We start from the raw sequence: 23500 nt of genomic DNA on the forward strand, positions 1-23500 counted from the left end.
AAAAATCTTGGTTAATCCAAGATTACTTTTTTCGATTCAAGTGTGCTGAGCACAAGGTTTAACACGATACCACAAATGGCTGCTAAGCTCATACCACTTAAAGTTGTCTGCGGTGTTATTTTTAAAGTTGCACCACCCAAGCCAATTACCAGCATGGTTGAGACAATCACTAAGTTTTTCATATTTCCGAGATCAGTTCGATCTTTGATGAGTACTTTGACGCCATTGGATGCAATCAATCCATAAAGAATGATTGTCATACCACCAATTACTGCCCAAGGAATACTTGAGATAAATGCTTGTACATAACCAAGGAAGCCCAGACAAATCGCAATGATAGCCGCTAGACCGATAACCCAAACCGAACCGACACGTGTCATCGCAATAACACCTGTGTTTTCACCGTAAGTTGTATTTGCCGGTCCACCTATTGCAGCGGATACAAATGTTGCGATACCATCACCCAGAATTGTTTTACTGAGACCTGGTGTTTCAAGGAAATCTTCATCAACGATTTCCCCTAACACGATGTGATCACCAATGTGTTCCGCAATCGTTACGAGTGCAAGTGGCGCAAAGGCAACGACTGATGAGAAATCGAGTTGATACGAACCCACAAATTTAAAGTTTGGAATTTGGAAGAACGAATATCCAGTAAAGACCTGTGATAGATCGACCAAACCTAAGACCACGGCTGAAATGTATCCAACAACAATAGCGATTAAGAATGGGACAATTTGCAAGAAGCCTTTTCCACGCATCGAGATTACCACAACTGTTGCGAAGGTGATGAAAGCCACTAACGGCACTTTCCACGCCGCACCTGCAACACCAACATATTTCCCTTGTTCAAGCAAGATATCGATACCCATAAGTCCTGTTTCTTGAACTGCGGTTGGTGCAAGTGACAATCCAATGATCATGATCATTGGACCAATAACTACTGGTGGCAATAATTTACGAATCCATGCTGAACCTGTAAATGAAATGATAAATGCAATTAATACATAAATAAGACCGACGGTCATTAAGCCTACATACGCGCTTTCTGGACCACCGGTTACGGCGATTGCAGTTGCGATACTTGAAATGTATGCAAAGCTACTTCCTAAATAAACTGGAACTTTAGCTCCTGTACAAACAATGTAGATTAAGGTTCCTATACCACTTGCAACAAGCGACACCCCGACATCTAATCCCGTTAGAATTGGGACTAAAATTGTCGCTCCAAACATTGCAAAGACGTGTTGAACACTTAATACAAACCACTCGAGTTTTGTTTTTGGTTTCTCCGAGATTCCAATTAACAATGACTGCTTCTCCATAAAAATCTTCCTCTTTCCTTTGTAGTGTACGGTTCCATATAAAAAGACACCCTAGAGTGCCTTTAAGTTATCGGTAGCCAGCCTCACAAAAAGATTGTAAGCGAAGATTTGCGTACCTTATCAAGCTCTCTGTCTTGACTTAAAGGACCTATACTATGGTCAGTATACCATACACTTAACTAAATTGAAACGAGGAATTAGATATGAAATATAAAAAAACACTTATTGCAATCACAACATTTACTTTTGTATTTGTCGGTGCGTGGTTCTTATGGGGATCAAACAAACCAACTCAAGCTGAATTCTTAGCGAACTATCAACTGGAGTCTATGGATACTCAATCATTAGTGAATTACCTAGAATCCAACCCCAATAAACCAGCTGATTTACAAGCACAAATCTCCCCTTCAACTTTAAGCCTCCAGAATGATAAAGATAGTATCAATATTGATCTTGATAACGAAGACTTTTACCTCTCATTTGCACCCTATATGGAGCAAACACATCCCTGCTTTAATCATGTTCCAACAGGTTGCCAAGGTGAACTACCCAAACGTGAATTCGAAGTTCTAGTAACCCAAGATAATGGCACGGTACTTTTCGAGGATACGGTGGAAACAGCGGCAAACGGTTTTGCAGGTATTTGGTTACCTCGTGATATTGAGGCAACCATCACAGTTACTTACTTTGACCAAAGTGCTACAACCACATTCACAACACAAGATACAGACGGCACATGCCTCACCACACTTAAGTTAGTATAAAAAAAAGACTCCGTCAGGAGCTTTTTTATTTGATTAATAGGAAATACGCGAGTACGATGAGTCCCAAGACAATGCGGTAGTATCCAAAGACTTTGAAATCGTTCTTTTTGATATATCCAAGTAAAAGTTTAATGACAATCACTGAGACGATAAATGCTGTTGCCATACCTGTAAAGAGGATAATATACTCCATTAATGTAAAGTTGAATCCTATTTTTACAATCTTGAGTAAACTTGCACCAAACATGACAGGAATTGACATGAAGAAAGTAAACTCCGCTGCGACAACACGTGACACGCCAATGAGCAATGCCCCAACGATCGTTGCCCCTGAACGTGATGTTCCTGGGAAGACGGCTGCGATTAATTGGAAAAGTCCAATAATCATTGCTGTTTGGTACGTAATCTGTGAGATCTTCGTAACTTTAGGTTTACGACCTACATTGCGATTTTCCACCACAATGAAGAAAATTCCGAATAGAATGAGCATGATAGCAACCGTTACGGGATTGTAGAAGAGTGCTTCAAACACATCATCAAATAAAATTCCAATAATTGCTGCAGGTAAACATGCAAAGACAATTTTCATCCACATTGACATAATTTCTGGTTCAACGTGTAGTTTTCCATTTTTAGATTTAAACGGATTCAGCTTATGCCAGTAGATTAATACAACGGCCAATACTGCCCCCAACTGAATTACCACCAAGAATAAACTCATAAACTCAGGTGATACGTTTAATTTTAAAAATTCATCAACGAGAATCATATGACCTGTACTACTGATTGGCAACCATTCAGTAACACCTTCCACAATTCCCAAGAAGATGGCTTTTAAAATTTCGATAATATATTCCATATTGCCTCCTGGTAATTTCCATACTTCGTTATTTTACCATATATTTAGAATCAGTTCCTTGCTTCACTTGAAATTTCGTGGAAACTTAAAACATGACGCCCTATCAGCGTCATGTTTTTATTGTAATGTGAATATTCTGAGTTTTATTTGTGTGTCACTTGCTTAGGCTGAATCTGGCTATTAACAATTAAGGAAACAATAATTCCAATCACCGTTTCCACAACACGCGATACCATGTAAATCAACATACCATCAAGACTTTGGTTGTGTGACATGAGGACTGAAAGCACCAAAATCGCTGACATTGAGGTTGCATATTCGCTAAAATTCAACACTTTCGCCATTGTCATGTCTCCAAAAAGCACCAATGTTACAAGTAAAATATACGGCATTGTATTGGGACGTATGCCAAAGTAAAATGTTGTTACCAGAAAAACACCACCCAAAGTCCCTCCAAAAACAGTTCCTTTCACACGGTTTATTCCATGCGTAACGGAATGCTCTGGTGTTGTTTTCATTATCAATACAGCCGCAATCGCTGCATAAAAGGGCGTATCATAACCAACCATATAAGCAATGATTAAACAAATAAAAACTGCAATGGTTGTTTTCACAATCCGGAGTCCGGGAATATACTTTTTCATAGATGCACCTCGTTAATACTAGTATACCACAACCTTTTTTTGACTTAGTGCCATTTGGACAAAAAAGGCAGGTTTCCCTGCTTTCCTTTTTTAATTCAAATCTTTTAGTATTTCACGTAACACTGGCATCCCAAAGACTTCATATTTTTCTTTAAATGTCGCCACTTCTTCTTTCGAATACAAAGACTCATCCAGAACAATAGCATGAGCCGGAAGGTGACGTACATTTGCAACCTTTACGTCAATTATCACCGGAACTTGAGTACCTTTCGACTTCGTGAGTGCATCCATAAGTTCATCGTATGTTTCGACATGATAACCCACACCACCGCATGCTTCCGCAAATTTGGCATAATCCATTGGTGTTAAATCAACACCAAGGGTATCGTTGTTTTCCATTTCTTGGGCAACTTGTATGAAGCCATACGATTCATTACAAATAACAATATTTACCATTGGCAAGTTATATTTTAACTGAGTCATGTATTCTTGCATCATCATTGCAAATGCACCATCACCACTTAGGGTGTAAACTTCACGTTCGGGATAACTAAGACGCGCTGCAATCCCGCCTGGTGTTCCTATCCCCATCGTTGCAAAGATACCTGAAGTCGTAAGTTTTTGTTTTCCTGTAAACATGAGTTCACGGGATGACAAGATAACATTATTCCCAACATCAACAATAAATATCGCATCATCATCCGCAGTTTCATTCAACGCTTTCATTATCGGTTCTGGACGCATCGGAACCGATAGATCATTTTCAAAATGATGAATCCAGTCTAACCAATTCTTTCGGTTAATTTGATTTGCTTTCAACCATTGAGTTGGTGCTATTGCCTGTCCTTTTTCAATAATCTCGCGCATCACTGCCTTAGAGTCTCCAAGTATCCCCACCGTAGCAGGTAAACGTTTCCCAATTGTTTTGGGATCAATATTGATTTGAATGGATTTGATATCTTGGGGGAACATTTCACGCCCAAAAGGATACTCTGCCCCTACCATCACAATTAAATCGGTATCTTGAATCGCTTCATTGGATGACTTTGAACCCAATCGCCCTAATTGTCCCATCATGTTAGGATGCGCATCAGGCATTGCACCTTTACCTAAAAATGTGAGGACAACGGGCATCGCAAATTTTTCAGAGAGTTCACGTAACTCATCTTGAGCGTGATGCGTTCCCCGTCCTGCAAATATAACAGGACGCTTCGCTTCTTGAATTAAGTGCACTGCTTTATCAATATCAACCGCACGATGTTGGGGATATGCTTTTTCAAATGCATTGGCACTAGAAATATAGTTATCGTCAATTTCTGTGTAACCTACATCGACGGGAACATGGACGATGGCTACACCGTTTTCGCGATATGCAGTCCGAATCGCATTATCAATTACAAAGGGCAATTGTTCTGCCTCCGTAACAAATCGATTAAATACAGACACATCGGAATAGAGCGGTACGGGATCCATCTCTTGGAAATAATCCGTTCCTAAATTACGAGTATGCGTCGAACCCGTGATGACCAACATCGCAACACGATCAAATTTGGCATCGTACATACCATTAATTAAGTGTGTATGACCTGGACCACCTGATCCAAAACATACACCAATTTTCCCTGTTAGTTTCGCATCAACACTTGCGGCAAGGGCACCCGCTTCTTCATGTCGAACTTGAATATATTGTAATTTGTCTTCGTAAATTTTTAAGGCACGCATTAATGAATTCGTTGAACTTCCGGGAATACCGTAAATGTGATCAACGCCCCATTCTGTTAATATCCGTACCATTGCTTCTGCTGCTTGAATTTTTTTCATAAATTTGTTCCTCCTGATAAAAGTATGGTATCAAAATATAGTGTTTTTAAATGACACATGTCCTTAACACCTTCATATAAGGCACAAACGTCATGTTTTCGTATAAGAACTCCCCCTTTCGGTAACAAAAAAAGACGCAATCGCGTCTTACCAGTTTATGTGTGGATTATTTCGGCTTTGTGATTCTGCTTCAAAGAATGCGGCACGTTCACGCTTCGCAAGAAGATTAACAAGATTACCTGGAAACGTATCTATTGTTGAATTGAGCGCTTCAACTTTATGATTATATAAACGGCGAGCCGCTTGAATATGCTCCTCCGCATCCGTCAATCCACGTTGAAGATTAAGGAATTGTTGGTCCGCTTTAAGCTCAGGATAACTTTCAGCAAGGGCTAGCAATTGCGACTGGACCGCAACAACATCTTGATCATATGCGGCACGATTGGTTACAGGAATCGTTCTTAAGGCAGCAACATCCTCAAAAATAGCACGCTCGTGGGAAGCATAGCCTTTTACCGTTTCCACAAGATTGGGAATTAAATTATAGCGTTTGGATAACGCAACATCCACACCCGAAGATGCTTCTAATACTTGGTTTGAGGATGAAACGATTGCATTAAAAATATAGATCATCCAAGCACCAATCATTAATAAGATTACGCCTATAATTTCCATCACTACCCCCTAAAGTATTCTTTGTTTTCCGTCAGTGTGTCGATAATGTACTGAATGGTCGCAATTTCTTGAGCAATTTCTTTAACGTACCCTTCATCAACATCAGTATACACACTCGGTTCCATCACATCGTGTGATGAATAAATTCCTAAATAAACAACGCCATCTTTTACAACCATACTTAATTCATAGCCCAAACGGGCACGAAACTCATTGATTTTTTCCATAAAATGGGGCGTAAACACACGATACGCTTCTTGTTCATTATTGGTAAACGTTGCCCATTGTTTGTTGAAACGATCATCTTCAAATTTTATTTTGCGAGAATCGTCCGTACGTGGTCCATCTGTAAATTTATTGAACCAACCAGCATCGCGTATCCGAATATAACCTGTCGTATCTTTATGAAAATCAAACATAATAACTTGTCCATGGAAATATGTTTCCGTCGTTGACGTTTTTCCATTATTTGTAACATTTTCCGACAACACATCGGCACGCTCAAACGTAATGCCGTTATACTCACCCCGCACAAAGTCATTGGTTCTGTAGCGATTGCCCGTTTCCATAATTCCTAACTGTTGCATCGCATCCTGATCAAATCCTTGTGTTGGAACATAATCAACATTCGTAAAGGCTGTCTCAAATAAGGTTTTATTGACCAGAATTTTTGCTTTTTCTTTATAGACCCGAATCTTGGGTTGTACAAGAAAATTGGTGATTGCTAGAAGTATTAGCATCCAGATGATAAATGCAAACATTGCAAACGATGATGAACTCGGACTAAACGGATCTTTGGACCGTGTGTTTGATGCCAAAAGCATAAAAATCGTAACACCAAGCATCAAACCACCCGTCACAAAAAGTGTTCGAGTAACTTCATCTCGAAGCGGTTTTAGCTTTTTGTTGATCTCATCGATATTCATAGTTGGACCTCGTCTTCGTTATTTTGCTTCTTCTTGGTCTTCATAATGCAACACATTGAGGACCGCATCCATACTTATTTTATTGATAATGCTTTTGACCAAAAGGTCTAACTCTTGACCCCCACGGTAATCCGCTGCTGTAAAGTAACGAATACGGTGCTCGTTAATCATTCGGAAGACCTTTTCTTTATCTTTCGTCATTGGATTATAGACACCGACGGAGTGACCACCATTCATATTAACAAGACGCATGCATGGAATATCCGTATCGCTATCTCCAATATAAATCATATTCGTAAATGGAATACGATGCTCTCCTGGTTTGTAATAACTGTTTACTTCAGCATCGTTAACATCCAGAACGCCTTTTTCAATTCGAAATAAAAACTGTGTTTTATTCGTATAATTTATTGCTTGAGCTGGCCATACTGCGAGTCCATTCTCATCGTAAAAAAACGAACTTGCATAGATACGTTTGAACACACCTCTTTCGCCCAATACTGTACCTTCAATCATTTCTTTTAATCCAGAAGAAATAATGTAATGCTCAATGTCGATACCCATAAGATCACCATATTGATCAATGCGATCAAACCATTGTTCTACGCCCGGAAACAATTCAATTTTCGACCCATAATCGAGCAAACTCTCACGATTAAAGATATGTTTTCCTCGTGAAGCCTCCATCATTTTGTACATGTAGGACAAGTTGGTATCCATTTCAAAAGTTTTGGCCATCTCATTGACTTCGGTCCAGAAGTCCTTAACATCATACCCAATCGACTGGATGAAGCCTTGGGCTTGCATATCATCAGGGGTTAACGTCTTATCAAAGTCATAGCAAATGGCTACAACTGGTCTATCTTCAGGTTTTCGTTTCATAGTTCACCTCTCTAGGTTTATTTTATCACTTTTTCACATTTTTCGATACTCTCGAAAAAGACTCGCTTTCGCGAGTCTACTTTATGCTACTGGTTTAAATTTTCCGAAGTCCGGGAAATCTAATTTGACAGCGTCATCATAACCGTTATAAACAACCTTGACGTTTGTGGTCACTGTTTCGCCTTCAGACTCGACGGTCACCGCAACATCCAATGTTTTAAATTCAAATGTGTCAGAAATTGTCATATCAAATTTAACATCTTTGATCTTAACCGCTTCTGCTTCCGGAACATTCATAGCTTCTTCCATCGCTTTCACAACTTCGGTTTCCATACCTGTTACTGTAAAGGTATAGCCATCCGCTGTCTTAGTTGCAATCATTCCATTGAGCGACTCTTCAGTGAACTTAAACTCATTTAAATCTGTTAGGTTCATTAAGTTAGATAATTGGCTAAACTCATTATTTGATGCAACCTCATTAATTTTAAACTTCACCGGTTCTGACATTGGGTTTTCAATATATCCAACACCATCTTTGGCGTACATTTTTGATTCCATATTAATGTCGTTTTTACCGATTTTAAAGGTTGCAATGAATTGTAAATCTTGGGCACCTTCAAAATTTTTATTTCCTGCATACGTTGCGGATCCTGTTAAGGTTTCTTTAACATCACCAAGATTTATTTGAAAATCTGTAGATGCTGTTACGTCAATTAATTCGTGGGAGCGATGATTTTCGAGAGCTTTGTTGAAGACTTCGACTTTATTGAAGTCTGCGGGTTTTGCGCTGCATCCTGCAAGTGCAAGTCCGACTAATAATAATGCCATTATTTTTTTCATATTGAGCATTACCTCCTGTATGACTAGTATACGCTTCTTGGCGTTGGCGTACGCGAACAAAAATGTCACTTAACGACATAAAAAAACCCTTGATAACTCAAGGGTTAATGTATCGATTGATTGCGTTCTGTGAAGCCATCGAGATACCATGCTGCATAAGCAACATCTCGATCTCCCATTTTTATGATTGCATATGGATTGTATCCAACTTCGATTAGGCGTTCTTTTTTGTACAAAAAGTCAGCCTCGTTGTCACAGAAAATATAACTGTGATGAACATTGCGATCAATTGTACGGATAAACTCTGTAAAGATTTGCGTTACGCGTTCTAAGTCTTCAAATGTTCGATCATGAAACACATCACGATCGCTTATTTCAAATTTCAAGACTGTCACGGTACCTTCGTTAGACATTGATAACCGTGCCTCATAGACCTCATTTCCCAAAATTAGTTCCATATCTGCATAAGCGGTACGGTACGATAAGCCTTCAATCATCTCATTCAGTTTTCCTTCAAAAGAATCTGTACGCCAATCATCTGTATTGCCCTCGTGCGGGTAGGTTAGCATAATATTATCTGCATACTCATTTAATAGGTCCAACGTATTTTCCACTTCAATCATGAGGTTATCATCATTCTCAATTACAATTCCTAATCCAATAAATGTATCCATCATCAATCCTCATTTCTACTCAAAGCATTATATCACGCTTTAAGTTTATCCCCAATTAAAATACTTGGAGTTTAACGAATTTCGTTTGGACTTTCATTTGTTGTGTTGAATGATTTTAAAGATGCAAGTGCCACTTCGACCATATCAGACACCGCTTGATCTGTATAGAATGCTGAATGTGGAGTTACGATGACATTCTTGTGACTGTTAAGAATCGCAAGGTGGTGGTTTGCATATGTTTTATTTCGTAAGTCTGTATGGACTATTCCAATTTCATTGGGGAAGACATCCAATCCACAAGCACCAACATGACCCGATTCAATACTTTCAATTAAAGCATCCGTATCAATGAGTTCAGCACGTGCACAGTTAATAATTGCGACACCTGGTTTTGTCATTGCTAATGTTTCTTTGTTGATAAGGTGGTATGTACTATCAAGTAATGGTGTATGAAGTGTAATAACATCTGCTTCTTGAAGTAATGTTTCTAATGGTACATAGCTTACTTTATCTTTAATTGATGCATTTTCATAAACATCATATGCTAAAATTCGACCATTGAATCCGCTTAAGTTTTCAACAACTGCTGCACCAATGCGTCCTGTTCCAACAACACCAAATGTTAAGTTGTGCATCTCTTTTCCTTGAAGTCCTGCTAATGAATGGTCATGTGCAGCACCACGTAGCATCATTGTTTTCATGTTGCGAATCGACATCAAGATAAGCATTACGGTAAAGTCCGCAACACAGTATGGTGAATAGGTTGCATTTGAAAAGCGAAGTCCAAGTTCTTTGAGTGCTTCCATATCGACATTGTTGAAGCCTGCACTTCGTGATGCTAAGAATTTAACGCCGTTTGCTTTTAAGGCTTCAAGCACAGGGCGGCTTGCATCACAGTTTCCTAAAAATGTGACTGCTTCAAAGCCTTCACTTTGTGCGACATTACTCATGCCTAATTGTTCATTAATATATGTTATTTCGAGTCCCATCGATGCCTCAAATTGGTGAAATGCAGCGATCTCATCGGGACGGACTGCGTATGCTAAAATTTTCATGTTTTTATCTCCTTATTTGAAATCTACAAAGTAATCTTGTGGTTCAACCATTTTTAGTTTCTTTTCAAAAATATAGGTTGATACATAGCTCATGGCAACTGGTACAACAACGAATGCAACAACTGCAATCAATAATTGATCTATACCATAGCCAACTATATTTAAGTGATTAATTGGTCCAATTAATCCACTAATACCAAATCCAGCACTTGCAGGTGTACCTTGAATCATCAGTAAGCCTGCGACGGCACCGGTAACGGCTGCATTTAGAATAATAGGTAACATCATTTTTGGTTTTTTAATCATGTTTGCCATTTGCATTTTAGGTGATCCTAAGAAGTGTGCAATGCTGGTTCCAAATCCATTAACACTAAATCCTGCAACAGCAAGGCCAAATCCAGCAGCACAAATTCCTAAGTTTGCAGCGCCTGAGGCAACACCTGTTAGTGAAATTGCCATTGCAACACCTGCTGTTGAGAGTGGTGACACGATCATAACAGCGAATGTAATTGAAATAAGAATTCCTGCAACGATTGGTGTAAAGCTTGTAAAGCTATTAACCATTGCTCCTACAAATCCTGTAACAGATGCTACATAAGGCAACATAACTAAACCAAGTCCACCAACACCAACAGTGACGATTGTTGGAATTAAGAGAATTGAGTATGCCTTGAAACGACTTCCAATTAATTGCATAACGTAAACTGCAATTCCTGCAACAATTCCAGCGTTAATGACATCCCCGATTCCTACTAATGCGAGCATGCCGTCTTTGAATACAAAGGCACCTGATCCGATGGCCGTTGTAATCGCAAGTGTTGCTGATTGAATTGGTGTTAATTTGAATTGCATTGCAATTGTGAGTCCCATAATGACTGCAAGTAAGCGTGTTGCGATAGTTGTTATATTAACAACTTCAGTCCAGTTTAGTGCTTTTGCTACTTCCCCTAATAGCGCACCAGGAATTAATGCAACGACGATACCGACGCTCATTCCTGTCAATACTTTATTGATAAACGATTTAAAACTTTCCTTTTCCATATGCCCTCCTGGCGACAATTGTTATTGTCTTCACAAACAATGTTAAGGCATTCCCTTAGGGCATGGACAATCGTTCTTAAACAATTCGAACTTGAATTTCTTGAATCATTTCTGCATCAGCATTCACAAATGTGTAATCGATGAGGCTAAAATCATAGAAATTGCCGATCGGTTGATACCCGTTTTCGAGACACCAATCGGATAGCATTTGAACTGATTTTTCGTCAAAGTAACCGCCTTTTTTGTACATACACGCATATTTACCGCCCTTTGCGTATATTTTATCAATATTCTCGATGCTTTCGGGTAGTTCAATAAACGCTCCTATTTTAGCGTACGTTTCGGATTTATTATCATCATCCTGTACTGAAACGGTACCATATGGCATTTGTGAAAATTTGTTCAAAGTATTCAAAGTTTTCAAAATTCGTCGGTATGCAAGCATGACTCCCAGTGATTTTTCTTCGGGGTTGGCATACTCCACCGCAAACTCACGGTCTTTGAAAAACTTAATATTGGGACGGTACAAGTCTCTTTCATCTACTAAATCGGCTTGTTTGTAGAAATCAAGGAGGTACCTTAGGTCATCCTTTTTACGACGCAACGCATCCATTTCTAGCGTAACCTCTTGTAATCGCCGTTCTAGTTCTGTGATCAGCATTGTCATGTTTCGATTTTCAAGGAGCTCACCAATCTCTACCAGCGTAAATCCTAAATCTTTTAAGTATATAATTTGTTTAAGATACGGAAACTGTTCGCGGACATAGTAGCGATATCCTGTATCCTCATCAATTTGTTTGGGGACAAACAAACCGATACGATCATAATAAAGCAATGTTTTTTTACTGATGCTGTGAAGTTGAGCAACTTCGGTAATCATAAAGAGTCGTTCCATAGTTGATACCTCATCGAACTCACACCTTAATTTTAACAGGTCATGCCGTTAGGCAGTGGAAATCACTGATTGAATTTTTTTATAGGTATGGCTTCGTTTCTTTCTATTTGGGGGTGGGCATGCTTTCGCATAAAGTCTTATAGATTGCATTGAGTGCATGATCGAGTTGGGCATTCGTAATACGTGTGATCGTTATGCGAATGCCTTTTTTATTTTCATGGGGATGGTAATACGATTTTTCAATTGAAGAGACACTAATAGTTTGTTGTTTTAGTTTCGCAATTACCACATCAACATCAATCAATTCGTTAACAAAAATAGTGGAATAATATCCCGATTGGGCTGGGAGGTGCCTTGCTATCGTCGAATCCCATTTTCGGGTAATCATATTTAAGGTCTTGATTTTTTCATGCAAGCGATCGGATAATGTCCCAGCGTTGTTTTGGAGAATATCACTTCGAATAGCGGCTTCAAGTGTTGCTTGTGAGACTAAAGATGGCATTTGGTAGGATGTAAAATAAGAGTGCTCGATAGCTTCTTTAAATGTCTCAAGCAAAGCATCGCAAACAACCGCATAACCAATTCTTATAAAAGGAAAGAGTTTTGAGTAACTTTTGAGATAAACACATTTATCAAAATTAGCATAATAATAAAGAGGTTCGTATTTGGGAATATGAAAGGAGTCATTAAAATAGTCATCTTCAATAATATAAACATCATAACGGTGGGCTAATTCCATAATACGGCGGCGTTGGCTTGCAGGGAGTATTGTCCCCAATGGGTTATGATTGCGGGGTACGACATAAAAAAATTTTATAGGCTCCGTTTTGAAAAGTAGTTCCAAGTAGTCCATATCCAGACCATTTTCGTCGCGGGCGATTGTCAAGACGGTTGCACCATGACTATGTAAAAGCTTATTCGCAAATGAAAAAGTTGGTGATTCAACCAAAATTTTAGTTTTGTGATTGGGAAAGGTCATTTGCGTAAACAACGTCAACATTTGAATTACACCTTGCGTGAGAAAAATATTGCGGGGTTTGGTATAAATATGAAAATCATTGAGATAATCTGCCAACAAACGGGTTAGTGAGAGGACGCCTCGAATCTCTTGTTCAAGCGAACTCTTCCGATACGATTCTAACGCAACATTTAAAACATGTTTTGCTTCGGTGATTGAAAATGCATCAACTACTGGATTCCCCGAACTTAGATCGTACGCAATGTTCTCATCATGCTGGTACTGTTGCAGATCATTTGCGACATAATAACCACTTTGTGCTTTTGCATAAATGATGTGTTCATTCCGAAGGGTATCATAAGCTTTGAGAACTGTTCCCTTGCTACAGGCATACCGTTTCATCATTTCATGAAGCGAGGGCAATTTATCTCCATACAATAAATAACCATCCCCAATTTCCTGTTTTATATCAAATACTATTTGTTCATATCGTTTCATAGTTATCTCCATTTGCCTTATCATACCACATTTTTGTACCAGTACAGTTGCATATTCCTATTCTTGATGTGGTAATTTCACTCGGCTATAGTATGTGGTGTAAGGGCTAACAACGGCCGAGTTAGTCAGTGCTACATCGATAAGGAGAAAATTAGATGGGATTAATCATGAAATGGTTGGAAGATAAATTTCTTCCAATAGCAGTGAAATTAAGTAACCTTCGTTATTTAGTTGCACTTCGTGATGGTTTTATTGCTATTATGCCTATTAGCATGTTTGGAGCGCTTAACATTATGGTTAAGGAAATCCTCCTCACACCAACATCACTATTCGGTGCATCATTGAATAAATGGTCTTTCTATGCAGAAAATATACAGCCGTTTTTCGACAGTGTATTATTACCGATTTCAAACCAAATTTGGTGGGGATCGCTCGCATTAGGAATTGTATTTACAGTATTTACGATTTCGTATAAACTTGCGGAATTTGACAAACAAGACTCACTCACTGCAGGTGTTCTCGCAGTTGTTTCATACTTTATGCTACTACCACAACAAGCAGGACCTGATGCTGCATGGGGAACAGTATCATGGACATCGTTCAACTCAGAAGCGATTTTCACAGGTATTATTGTTGCGATTGTATCAACTGAAGTCTTTATGTTTATGAATCGTAAGGGTTGGGTTATTAAAATGCCAGAACAAGTTCCACCCGCAGTATCACGTGCATTTAGTGCCGTTATCCCAGCTGGTGTTGTCATGTTTATGTTTGGAATCTTCTCATATCTTACGTTAACAGTTCTTGGAACAACGTTAAAAGATATTATTAACACTTCCATTCAAATTCCACTTACAAGTCTTGGACAATCACCATTTACCTTGATTTTAATTACACTTATTTCACAGGTTTTATGGTTCTTTGGATTACATGGTTCCTTAATAGTTGGACCGGTTCTTGATACGATGTACTCTGCATCACTATCACAGAATGCTGAAGCAGTCTTAGTACACGGTGTGCAAGCACCCAATGCAATCACACGAAATATTATTGATCTCTATGGAATGGCAGGAGGATCTGGAGCAACGTTAGCGTTAATTATCGCAATCTTCATCGTTTCAAAACGTGCAGATTACCGAGAGTTGGCGAAATTGTCATTAATGCCAGGTGTCTTCCAAATTAACGAACCTGTTATTTATGGATTACCGATTGTCTTGAATCCTGTACTTGCAATACCATTTATTATTATTCCACCGATTATGGTTACGATAGGTTGGTTCTTTACCGCAGTGATTCCATTTGCGGGACGCGTCTACATTGCCCCACCGTGGGTCGTACCACCAATTCTGAATACATTCTTAGCTACAGGAGGAAGTCTCAGTGCCACCTTCCTATCCATCTGTACATTAGCTTTATCAGTAGTTATTTATATTCCATTTGTAAACTTAGCAAATAAAATGGATTAACGTTTCCACAAACGTAGAAATAGGAGATTTTTATGAAACGATTTTTAGGAATAGATGTTGGCGGCAGCTCTATTAAATATGGCGTCTACAATGAGAAGGGTATTGCTTATGTTGACGAACAAGGTCAGTGTATTACACCCAAAACGTCTCTAGACGATTTTGTTAATCAAGTTGTTGATATTATTAAAGGGTACCCAGATCTTGACGGTGTCGGACTGAGTATTCCCGGTGGTGTCAATACGGATACCCAATCGATTATTGAGGGTGGCGCGGTCCCTGTAATTGGGGGATCAAACTTGAGTGACATTCTTAAGGCACGCACAGGATTTGAGATTGTAATCGAAAATGATGCAAACTGTGTGGCCTTAGCTGAAAAATGGATTGGTAATGGTGTTGATGCACGGAACCTTGTCTGCATTACCATCGGCAGTGGTATCGGTGGTGGAATCATCTTGAACCATGAACTCTACACTGGCAGTAATTTCTTTGCTGGAGAGTTTGGATATATGATTCATCGTGAATTCGAAGATTATGCAGATATCGAAATCATGAGTGCAACCAGTGCTTCGATCCCCATGATTAAAATGGTCGCAAATGCCAAAAATGTTTCTTACGAATCGTTAGACGGTAAGAAAGTCTTCGCAATGCTTGATGCACGCGATCCAGATGTTGAAGCTATCTATAAGCGCTGGATCCGGGCTCTGGCAACCGGTGTTCTTAACATCGGCTTTGCCCTTGATCCCGATACAATACTGATTGGTGGCGGTGTAAGCGCAGTCCCACGAATCGTTAATGATATTCGCGATCAAGTGGCCCATATGAACAAATACTCCAAACATTGGCACATCGATGTTTGCAAGCAATTCAATGATGCTGGAAAAGTCGGTGCTGCTTACAATATTATGATGAAGGTGACAAAACATGAAAAAGCTTAAAGTCGTTACAATCGGAGGGGGTAGCAGTTATACTCCTGAACTCGTTGAAGGTTTCATCTTACGTTATGATTCACTTCCAATCACAGAATTATGGCTTGTTGATATTGAAGAAGGTAAAGAAAAACTTGAAATTGTTGGAAAACTTGCGCAACGCATGGTTGAAAAAGCAGGTCTACCTATTAAAGTCATTTTAAGCCTTGATCGTCGCGAGGCATTGCGAGATGCGGACTTTGTAACCACCCAAATGCGGGTCGGTCAAATTGATGCCCGTATCTTGGATGAGCGAATTCCAATCTCACATGGCATGATTGGACAAGAAACCAATGGTGCAGGAGGCATGTTCAAAGCCTTTCGAACGATTCCTGTCATCTTGGACATCGTTAAAGATATTCAAGAGCTTTGTCCAGATGCATGGATGATTAACTTTACGAACCCAGCGGGAATGGTTACCGAAGCAATCACTCGTTATACCGATTTTAAACGTACTATCGGTTTGTGTAATGTGCCTGTCGATATGAAGTTCCACTTTGCGAAGATTCTTGACGTCGACTATGATGCTTTGACGCTACAATTGAGTGGTTTGAACCATCATGTCTTTATCACTGACATCCTCCATAACAACACTAGCGTCTTCGATGCAGTCATCGAAAAATATATTCAAAAAGGTTCTGAAACCCTTGAAATGAAAAACTTCAGTACCTTAGCGTATACGCCTGAATTTATCAAAGGACTGAACGCAATTCCATGTCCTTACCACAACTACTACTATTTCACGCAAGAGCAATTAGCAAAGAACATCGAAGAGTTTAAGAACGGAACCGTTCGTGGTGAAGTTGTTCAAAAACTAGAAACAGAATTATTCGAACAATACAAAGATGTGAATCTTGCAGTGAAACCAAAACAATTAGAATTACGCGGTGGTGCGCACTATTCTGATGCAGCATGTAGTTTAATAGATTCAATTTACAATGATCGTAAAGACATTCAGTACGTTAATACGTTAAATAACGGTGCCATCTCGAATCTTCCTTCAGACACTGTTATCGAAGTAGCTGCAACCATCACAAAAGACGGACCTGTTCCAATTCCTGTGGGAACCCTACGCCCTGCGATAAATGGAACAGTTCAAAACATCAAGGCTTTTGAACTAATGACTATTGAAGCAGCCATCACCGGAAATACAGACCTTGCCATCACGGCACTTAGCAGCAATCCCTTGTGCCCAAGTTCATACAAGGCACGTGAAGTTGTTCTTGAGATGTTAGAAGCTCATAAAGCTTACCTACCTCAATTCTTCAAATAAAAAAAACTCTGTTTCGTCATTACGACAAACAGAGTTTTTTATTACATAAGATAGCCAATTATTATAAGGTTGTCATCACATTAGTTTTCCACGTATCGTGAACTACTATTCCCGCATGTGATAAACGTTTAGCATTATCATTATGTTTTATTGTGCCATCAGATATCATTATGCCCACCAACATATTGCTATCTGTGAATTCTTGAACCGCGTTAAAGTCCCAAGTACCTTAACAATGATTCTTTCATAGTATAGCCAGTAACAACCGCTTTGCGGGCTTGACGTCATCACTACCCCAAAATATGTCACCAAATGACTAAAGTGATATCTTCAAAGAGTTACTGATATTCATTAAAAATCAAGAATGATGGAAACTTTGGATCAAATGCAGTTGATTTGGGAGGCATGATTGCTCGCTTACTCGAGACAAACAAGACTTCCTCTTTGGAGATAGGTGCAAGCTCTAACTGGACCGCTTGAATATTATGTTTGCATTTATCTTTGCATGATTTAGAACTAATATAGTACTCTAATTGACTTGTATCATAGATTCCAAATGCTTGTGACAGAATCTGTGTGTTAAGTCTATAAACATCATTGTTCCAAAAATCATCGGACTCTAGGTCGATCAATTTAACATTGACGCTTTCAGTACCACGGCTCACACGGACCATTCCTTTGGTTAATGGGCCACTAGCGTCAGATACTTCAAACTGATTCTGAATGAATGTCATCGCTTTTGAGAATAAGGCATCATCAACGTAAGGAATCATACGATCAATACTATTAATCTCAATATCATCGATACTCATCAAGCAACTGAAAATTGTACCTTTACGACGCCATAAAGAACTTGTATAGAGGCGATGATGACCATCCCCAACAATCAGTGTCTCTATGCTGCTAAGTCGTTGCATGATTCGTTTAGCATTGGGTTCCTTGAAAATGTGAACGGCCATTGCTTCAATTTGAACAGTTTCATGGTCGAATGTTTCCACAATATCTTTCAGTTGCAGGTCCGTTGGACTCATCAAAAACACCGGCGCAGTTTCTGCATTATATGCTTTAAGATTGCTGAGCATCCCCTGAATGATGTCAGGTAACACAAGTTCGTGAGTAATCAAATTACCATCTGTATAATCACTCATATCTACATTACATATGACACAGTATTTTCCATCTCTTTCAACGATGTAAACAACATTCTCATAAGCAACAATTGCTTGTTCATTTAGAATATCTTTCTCATCCTGATTTAGAAAACGGGTTTTTTCATCAAAATTAATGCAATCATCGGTTATTTTCGCAAGATTGATGAAGTCAGGTCCATAAACATGGCCACTTACGTTCAGATGACTCTTTTTTAAAGGTGAGAGTTTCATGAAGCACGCTCCATGATTGTACGCAATCCTTCCACAAGAATCTTGTTTTCTTCAGGACGTTTCACCGCGATTCGAATAAATTCTTTTTTGAAGCCAGCTTTTGTTGATAAGTCTTTAATAAAAACATTGTGCATATCAAGAAGTTCTTCAGTTACACTTTGTGCTGTATGATTACCTAAAATTTCAATCATGATGTAGTTCGCTTGAGATGGATAGACGTTGAGGTTTGGAATTGTATTCAACTGATCCACATAGTCGCGACGAACCGCTCTAAATTGAACCATCGCCTGTTTGAAGTCTTTCTTATATTTATCAACAATTTGCATATAGTACTCACCAAAGGAGTTGATGTTCCAAATGGACACATCTTTTTTAATATGGGCGATCATCGATGTGTCTGCTGTCGCAAGAATTCCAAGTCGGAATCCTGGAACGCCATATGATTTGGAAATACTCTTAACCAAGTACAGATTTGGGTAAGTATCCAATATATCTGATTTCAAGAGCGTACCCGCATCATCACTTTCTGCAAAATCGATAAATGATTCATCGAGAATAAGTCGGATATTTTTTTGCTGACACCATGCAAGTAGTTTGATTACATTATCATGGGTTATATAGTTTCCTGACGGATTATCAGGGTTAATGAGTATTAGCGAATCAAGATTCTTATCTTCATAGAAATCAATCAGTGTTTCTGTATCGTATTGGTAATCTACAATCGAGCTATCAAATGGTATTACATGCATATGTCCACAGCGATTGGGATACTCTTCAAAAGTAGGTGTAATAACCCCAATATTACCTTTTAGTGTTTCCATAAGGGATTTAATGAGTTCAGCAGCGCCATTTCCGATGACGACGTGTTCTGGACGCAAGCCAAAATGTTTTGCTGCTAGCAATGTATTAACACCCATACCGGATGGATAATCACGAACCAGACGATCAAAATTGGCTTTGACTTCATCCAACAGACGCGCATTTGGATAGAATGGATTCACCAGATAACAGAAGTCGATTAATTGTGGATAACGCCAGTATCCACCATAACGTTTCTGCATTAAATCAAGTTTCTGACGGGCAGTTTGTGCAAACATTACCTGAGCGATATCAAGATCTTGAACATCATCAATTTCATACCATGTAATGCCATCGTTAACTACAGCCTTGAACGCAACAGTCGGTAATTCTACAACAAACTTAAGCACATTTTCATAGTATTCATTGACGCCAGAAGCTTTCATGTAAGCTTCCATAAACGGAACATATACATCTTTTGAAAATTCTTTACTAAACTTATAAATGTTGATTGTTTTGTAGTAAGTATCGGTATGTTGATAATTGAATGCTTGTTTACCAATGAAATCCGTAATTGTTTTTGTACTATCAAGTGTTACAACGGTTCCATCCATCCATGCTTCATACTTCGATACGAGTGCACTATTCGGATTCGGATCATCAAGAATGACGTCAAGAAGTGCTTCATCAAAGATTAAGTCGGATTCTAGAAGAATCGTGTCCGACTCCATCAACAACTCATGGGCTAAGTACAGAGAATAGATATTATTCGTCTGATCATAGATTTCGTTTGTGATAAATTGAATTGGTGTTTTAATCTCAAATTTGTTAATGAATGATTCTAGTACATCGTTTTGGTATCCGTCCACAATAATGATACGTTCTAAGTTCTTAGTATCCAATTGACGAAGTACACGTTCAATCATTGATGTGCCATTGACTTCTACCATACATTTTGGATGAACTTCAGTAAGGTTCCCCAAACGAGACCCCATTCCAGCTGCGAGTATTAATGCTTGCATAATTGCCTCCATGCAAAGATTTGTATCTTTGTTCAAATATACTGTAATTCTATCACAAATGAACATTACATTGAAACCCTTGTTTCTTGACCGTCCATTTTCTTGTGGTCAGCGTGCACATTTTCCGGCTGAATGTGTAACTTTCATGACATCTGTTTTATTGATACTTTTCTTCACAAAATATGAGCTCCAATGGAATTGGCTACATTCTCACGTCTGGTGTTGCTGTGTTGCTCATCGACGTTCGCATCCCAAAAATTTCCAAGAATCTATAAAAAAACTGAAACCTTTCGGCTTCAGTTTATGATTATTGTTTTATTTTCTTATGACGGAATGAAAGCATTGTAAGTCCTAGAACTGCTACAACACCCCCGACAAAGATTGCCAAGTTGTCTGCATATCCTGTCGCCGGTAAAACAGCTTCTTCTTGGTTCCATTTTGCATACAGAGTCATTGTATTTTGGACGGTATCAGTATCAAAGTTCCAAACTGTTTCAAATGTTGGACTTGTGTACCATCCTGCGAATGTGAATCCAGTACGGGTTGGATCACTCGGTTTTACGACTTTTGCACCGGCTTCTAAATTTTGTTGCGGTGCTACTGCTGTTCCACCATTACTTTCAAACGTTACATCATAGGTGTTTACACCTGGATTTTGATTCCATTTCGCATACAGTGTCATTGTATTTTGGACGGTATCAGTATCAAAGTTCCAAACTGTTTCAAATGTTGGGCTTGTATACCATCCTGCGAATGTGAATCCAGTACGGGTTGGATCACTTGGTTTCACGACTTTTGCACCGGCTTCTAAGTTTTGTTGCGGTGCTACTGCTGTTCCACCATTACTTTCAAAGTTCACATCATAGGTGTTTACACCTGGATTTTGATTCCATTTCGCATACAGTGTCATTGTATTTTGGACGGTATCAGTATCAAAGTTCCAAACTGTTTCAAATGTTGGGCTTGTATACCATTCTGCGAATGTGAATCCAGTACGGGTTGGATCACTTGGTTTCACGACTTTTGCACCTGCTTCTAAATCTTGCTGTGCTGCTACCGCCGTTCCGCCATTACTTTCAAAATTCACATCATAAGTATCCACTGCTAGTTCTTCCCATTTTGCGTGCAAGGTTATTGTCTTATCGACATAGTCTTGGTCAAAATCCCATGATGTTGTGAATGTTTCATCAGTAAACCATCCTTTGAAAATTGCATTAGCCTTAGTTGGATCAGCGGGCTTTGCAATTTGGGTTCCGATGTACACTTGAAGCACTGGTGCCACCGTGTCACCGCCATGACTATCAAAATAGACATCATACTTAGCATCAAAGGCAGGAAGATATGTTGGTTTTATGACATTCATATCTTTATTAATATCAAATCCATCATAAGCATAGGAATGCAAAACAAGCCCTTGATCCATTCGGTAGAAATCGGTATCCATATAAGATCCAATATCTTCGATTTCTCCCATATCGTATGCATCATACAGTGCTGAATTCTCAGCAAGTCGTTCTGTGACTAAATCTATTTTCGCTATATACAAATCAATCCGTTGAATACTTCCAACGATTGAGGTATCGGTATCAAAATCATAAAAGAAGGTGTAGCGTTCGTCATCGTCTATTTTATCAACATCATCATAATAAATTCGGTCAGCTTCAAATATACGACCATCCGCAAGCGTTGCTTTGACTTTGAAGGGAATCGTCGTTACTTCATCATCACCCAATGAACTATCAATAAAATACGCTAAATTATCCAAATCAATTCCCACTGTTTTTTGGTTTGCATTCGCTTTTTGGAAGGTATTGCCTTCTGTGCGAATTACATAAGGAATGTTTTCATCTTCAATTGTGATTGCATAAAACAAAGTATCATCCAGGCTTTCAAGGCGCACTGGACGTCGTATGAAACGATCTGGTGATTCTGCTTCGATTTCATAATCCATATTTCGATTCAGCCCTGCCAACCAATTTAAATTGACAATGAGTGGATCTGCTTCATCCAAGTATACGGTGACGCGTGACCCTGTGTATTGTTCGGACACTGAGACTAATTCTGAAATGAAAATTGTTTGATACGTTTTTAATGTATTGTGGTTGAGCGTTTTCGCTGTTGCTGGATCACTGTCACCCCAATAGGTATCACCCAATTGTTCGTACGTTCCGGTTTCAGTTGAATACTCGGCTGCAAAAATACGAATTCCACTTCCATAATCATAAAATTCTTGAGGAAGTGTTGTTAGATTTTGTATGGTCTTTGGGGTTCCTGTTTCGCCCATTGTTCCTAAATCCACGACGATAGTTAATTCGGCTAAATTTTCGAATTTTTCAATTCCCTTATAATCGAATATATAGTAATTCTTTTGATCTGTTGTTGATTGGTAGCTTGGCCCCACACTGTGAATCATTTTTACGTATTCATCAACTGCTTGATCATCGACAAGTAAATCTTCTTCCTGATTATCACGTGCTGTCGCATAGACAACATCTAAAATATCTTTTGAATATGTAGCACTCCCCGGTCGCGTTTCAGCACCGATTGGCAATGCCATAATATACAGTAAAACAACTAAACTAATGCTTAGTATTTTCTTCATATTTACCCCCTTGGTTATTAGACCTATTTTACCAATTTATACCTTAAATTAATGTGAGATTCTCTCGAAATTCTTAGATGTAAATCCATCCCTCTTGATGATAGATTACCGCCGTCATTTGCGGTATTACCAATGTAA

At 38.9% G+C, this 23500-nt stretch carries 20 protein-coding genes; 4 read left to right on the plus strand and 16 right to left on the minus strand.

Annotated features, from left to right (window positions below; translation table 11 throughout):
* Nucleotides 1–11: 11 nt before the first annotated feature.
* Nucleotides 12–1325, minus strand: coding sequence for a uracil-xanthine permease family protein (locus GVV19_RS02775; RefSeq protein ID WP_159645344.1), 1314 nt, complete (start codon nucleotides 1323–1325; stop codon nucleotides 12–14).
* Between the two features lie 203 nt (nucleotides 1326–1528).
* On the opposite strand from GVV19_RS02775, the gene GVV19_RS02780 reads away from it, so the two are divergent.
* Entirely contained in the window at nucleotides 1529–2089 is a 561-nt protein-coding gene (locus tag GVV19_RS02780) for a CueP family metal-binding protein (RefSeq protein ID WP_159645346.1), read from the plus strand.
* Nucleotides 2090–2114: 25 nt separating this feature from the next.
* On the opposite strand, the gene GVV19_RS02785 is transcribed toward GVV19_RS02780, so the two are convergent.
* The 12 genes from GVV19_RS02785 to GVV19_RS02840 all read right to left on the minus strand — a co-directional run bounded on the left by GVV19_RS02785 (nucleotide 2115) and on the right by GVV19_RS02840 (nucleotide 13857).
* Nucleotides 2115–2948 (minus strand): undecaprenyl-diphosphate phosphatase, encoded by an 834-nt coding sequence (locus tag GVV19_RS02785; protein WP_159639556.1) that lies wholly within the window; start codon nucleotides 2946–2948, stop codon nucleotides 2115–2117.
* Nucleotides 2949–3091: 143 nt separating this feature from the next.
* A complete protein-coding gene (locus GVV19_RS02790; RefSeq protein WP_159645348.1) occupies nucleotides 3092–3592 on the minus strand; it encodes an FUSC family protein in 501 nt (166 codons plus the stop codon).
* A gap of 90 nt (nucleotides 3593–3682) precedes the next feature.
* Nucleotides 3683–5413, minus strand: a complete 1731-nt coding sequence (gene spxB, locus GVV19_RS02795) for a pyruvate oxidase (protein ID WP_159645350.1) — start codon at nucleotides 5411–5413, stop codon at nucleotides 3683–3685.
* Nucleotides 5414–5560: 147 nt separating this feature from the next.
* Nucleotides 5561–6088, minus strand: a complete 528-nt coding sequence (locus GVV19_RS02800) for a LemA family protein (RefSeq protein WP_159645352.1) — start codon at nucleotides 6086–6088, stop codon at nucleotides 5561–5563.
* Between the two features lie 2 nt (nucleotides 6089–6090).
* The gene (locus tag GVV19_RS02805) at nucleotides 6091–7014 is read right to left on the minus strand and encodes a DUF3137 domain-containing protein (protein WP_159645354.1); all 924 of its coding nucleotides are present in this window, start codon (nucleotides 7012–7014) and stop codon (nucleotides 6091–6093) included.
* A gap of 18 nt (nucleotides 7015–7032) precedes the next feature.
* On the minus strand, nucleotides 7033–7896 hold the full coding sequence (locus GVV19_RS02810) for an HAD family hydrolase (protein ID WP_159639561.1): 864 nt from the start codon (nucleotides 7894–7896) through the stop codon (nucleotides 7033–7035).
* Nucleotides 7897–7977: 81 nt separating this feature from the next.
* Entirely contained in the window at nucleotides 7978–8736 is a 759-nt protein-coding gene (locus GVV19_RS02815) for a hypothetical protein (protein ID WP_159645356.1), read from the minus strand.
* 104 nt (nucleotides 8737–8840) lie between these two features.
* The gene (locus tag GVV19_RS02820; protein ID WP_159645359.1) at nucleotides 8841–9410 is read right to left on the minus strand and encodes an Imm64 family immunity protein; all 570 of its coding nucleotides are present in this window, start codon (nucleotides 9408–9410) and stop codon (nucleotides 8841–8843) included.
* A gap of 71 nt (nucleotides 9411–9481) precedes the next feature.
* Nucleotides 9482–10465, minus strand: coding sequence for a D-isomer specific 2-hydroxyacid dehydrogenase family protein (locus GVV19_RS02825; protein WP_159639564.1), 984 nt, complete (start codon nucleotides 10463–10465; stop codon nucleotides 9482–9484).
* Between the two features lie 12 nt (nucleotides 10466–10477).
* Nucleotides 10478–11506, minus strand: coding sequence for a PTS transporter subunit IIC (locus tag GVV19_RS02830; protein WP_159639565.1), 1029 nt, complete (start codon nucleotides 11504–11506; stop codon nucleotides 10478–10480).
* A 76-nt stretch (nucleotides 11507–11582) separates the two neighbouring features.
* Nucleotides 11583–12401: a MerR family transcriptional regulator gene (locus tag GVV19_RS02835; RefSeq protein ID WP_159639566.1), complete on the minus strand. Its 819-nt coding sequence runs from the start codon at nucleotides 12399–12401 to the stop codon at nucleotides 11583–11585.
* A 103-nt stretch (nucleotides 12402–12504) separates the two neighbouring features.
* Nucleotides 12505–13857 carry an aminotransferase-like domain-containing protein gene (locus GVV19_RS02840; RefSeq protein WP_159645361.1) on the minus strand — a complete coding sequence of 451 codons (1353 nt, stop codon included), beginning with the start codon at nucleotides 13855–13857 and terminating at the stop codon, nucleotides 12505–12507.
* 155 nt (nucleotides 13858–14012) lie between these two features.
* Between GVV19_RS02840 and GVV19_RS02845 the strand changes: the two genes are divergently transcribed.
* Genes GVV19_RS02845 through GVV19_RS02855 form a run of 3 tightly spaced genes read left to right on the plus strand, consistent with a single transcriptional unit; the run spans nucleotide 14013 to nucleotide 17558 of the window.
* Nucleotides 14013–15320 carry a PTS sugar transporter subunit IIC gene (locus tag GVV19_RS02845; protein WP_159635796.1) on the plus strand — a complete coding sequence of 436 codons (1308 nt, stop codon included), beginning with the start codon at nucleotides 14013–14015 and terminating at the stop codon, nucleotides 15318–15320.
* A 32-nt stretch (nucleotides 15321–15352) separates the two neighbouring features.
* Nucleotides 15353–16255, plus strand: a complete 903-nt coding sequence (locus GVV19_RS02850; RefSeq protein WP_159645363.1) for an ROK family protein — start codon at nucleotides 15353–15355, stop codon at nucleotides 16253–16255.
* Nucleotides 16242–17558: a 6-phospho-beta-glucosidase gene (locus tag GVV19_RS02855; RefSeq protein ID WP_159645365.1), complete on the plus strand. Its 1317-nt coding sequence runs from the start codon at nucleotides 16242–16244 to the stop codon at nucleotides 17556–17558. Before GVV19_RS02850 ends, GVV19_RS02855 begins: the two co-directional genes overlap by 14 nt.
* A 338-nt stretch (nucleotides 17559–17896) precedes the next feature.
* Here GVV19_RS02855 and GVV19_RS02860 read toward each other — a convergent pair whose 3' ends face one another.
* The 3 genes from GVV19_RS02860 to GVV19_RS02870 all read right to left on the minus strand — a co-directional run bounded on the left by GVV19_RS02860 (nucleotide 17897) and on the right by GVV19_RS02870 (nucleotide 23362).
* Nucleotides 17897–18940: a DUF1015 family protein gene (locus tag GVV19_RS02860; protein ID WP_159645367.1), complete on the minus strand. Its 1044-nt coding sequence runs from the start codon at nucleotides 18938–18940 to the stop codon at nucleotides 17897–17899.
* Nucleotides 18937–20760, minus strand: coding sequence for an aminotransferase class I/II-fold pyridoxal phosphate-dependent enzyme (locus GVV19_RS02865; protein WP_159645369.1), 1824 nt, complete (start codon nucleotides 20758–20760; stop codon nucleotides 18937–18939). The genes GVV19_RS02860 and GVV19_RS02865 overlap by 4 nt, the downstream gene beginning before the upstream one ends.
* Before the next feature lie 307 nt (nucleotides 20761–21067).
* Nucleotides 21068–23362: an InlB B-repeat-containing protein gene (locus GVV19_RS02870; protein WP_159645371.1), complete on the minus strand. Its 2295-nt coding sequence runs from the start codon at nucleotides 23360–23362 to the stop codon at nucleotides 21068–21070.
* Between the last annotated feature and the right edge of the window lie 138 nt (nucleotides 23363–23500).

Origin of the sequence: Erysipelothrix anatis, from assembly GCF_009828745.1 — a bacterium.
Lineage (GTDB): Bacteria > Bacillota_I > Bacilli_A > Erysipelotrichales > Erysipelotrichaceae > Erysipelothrix > Erysipelothrix anatis.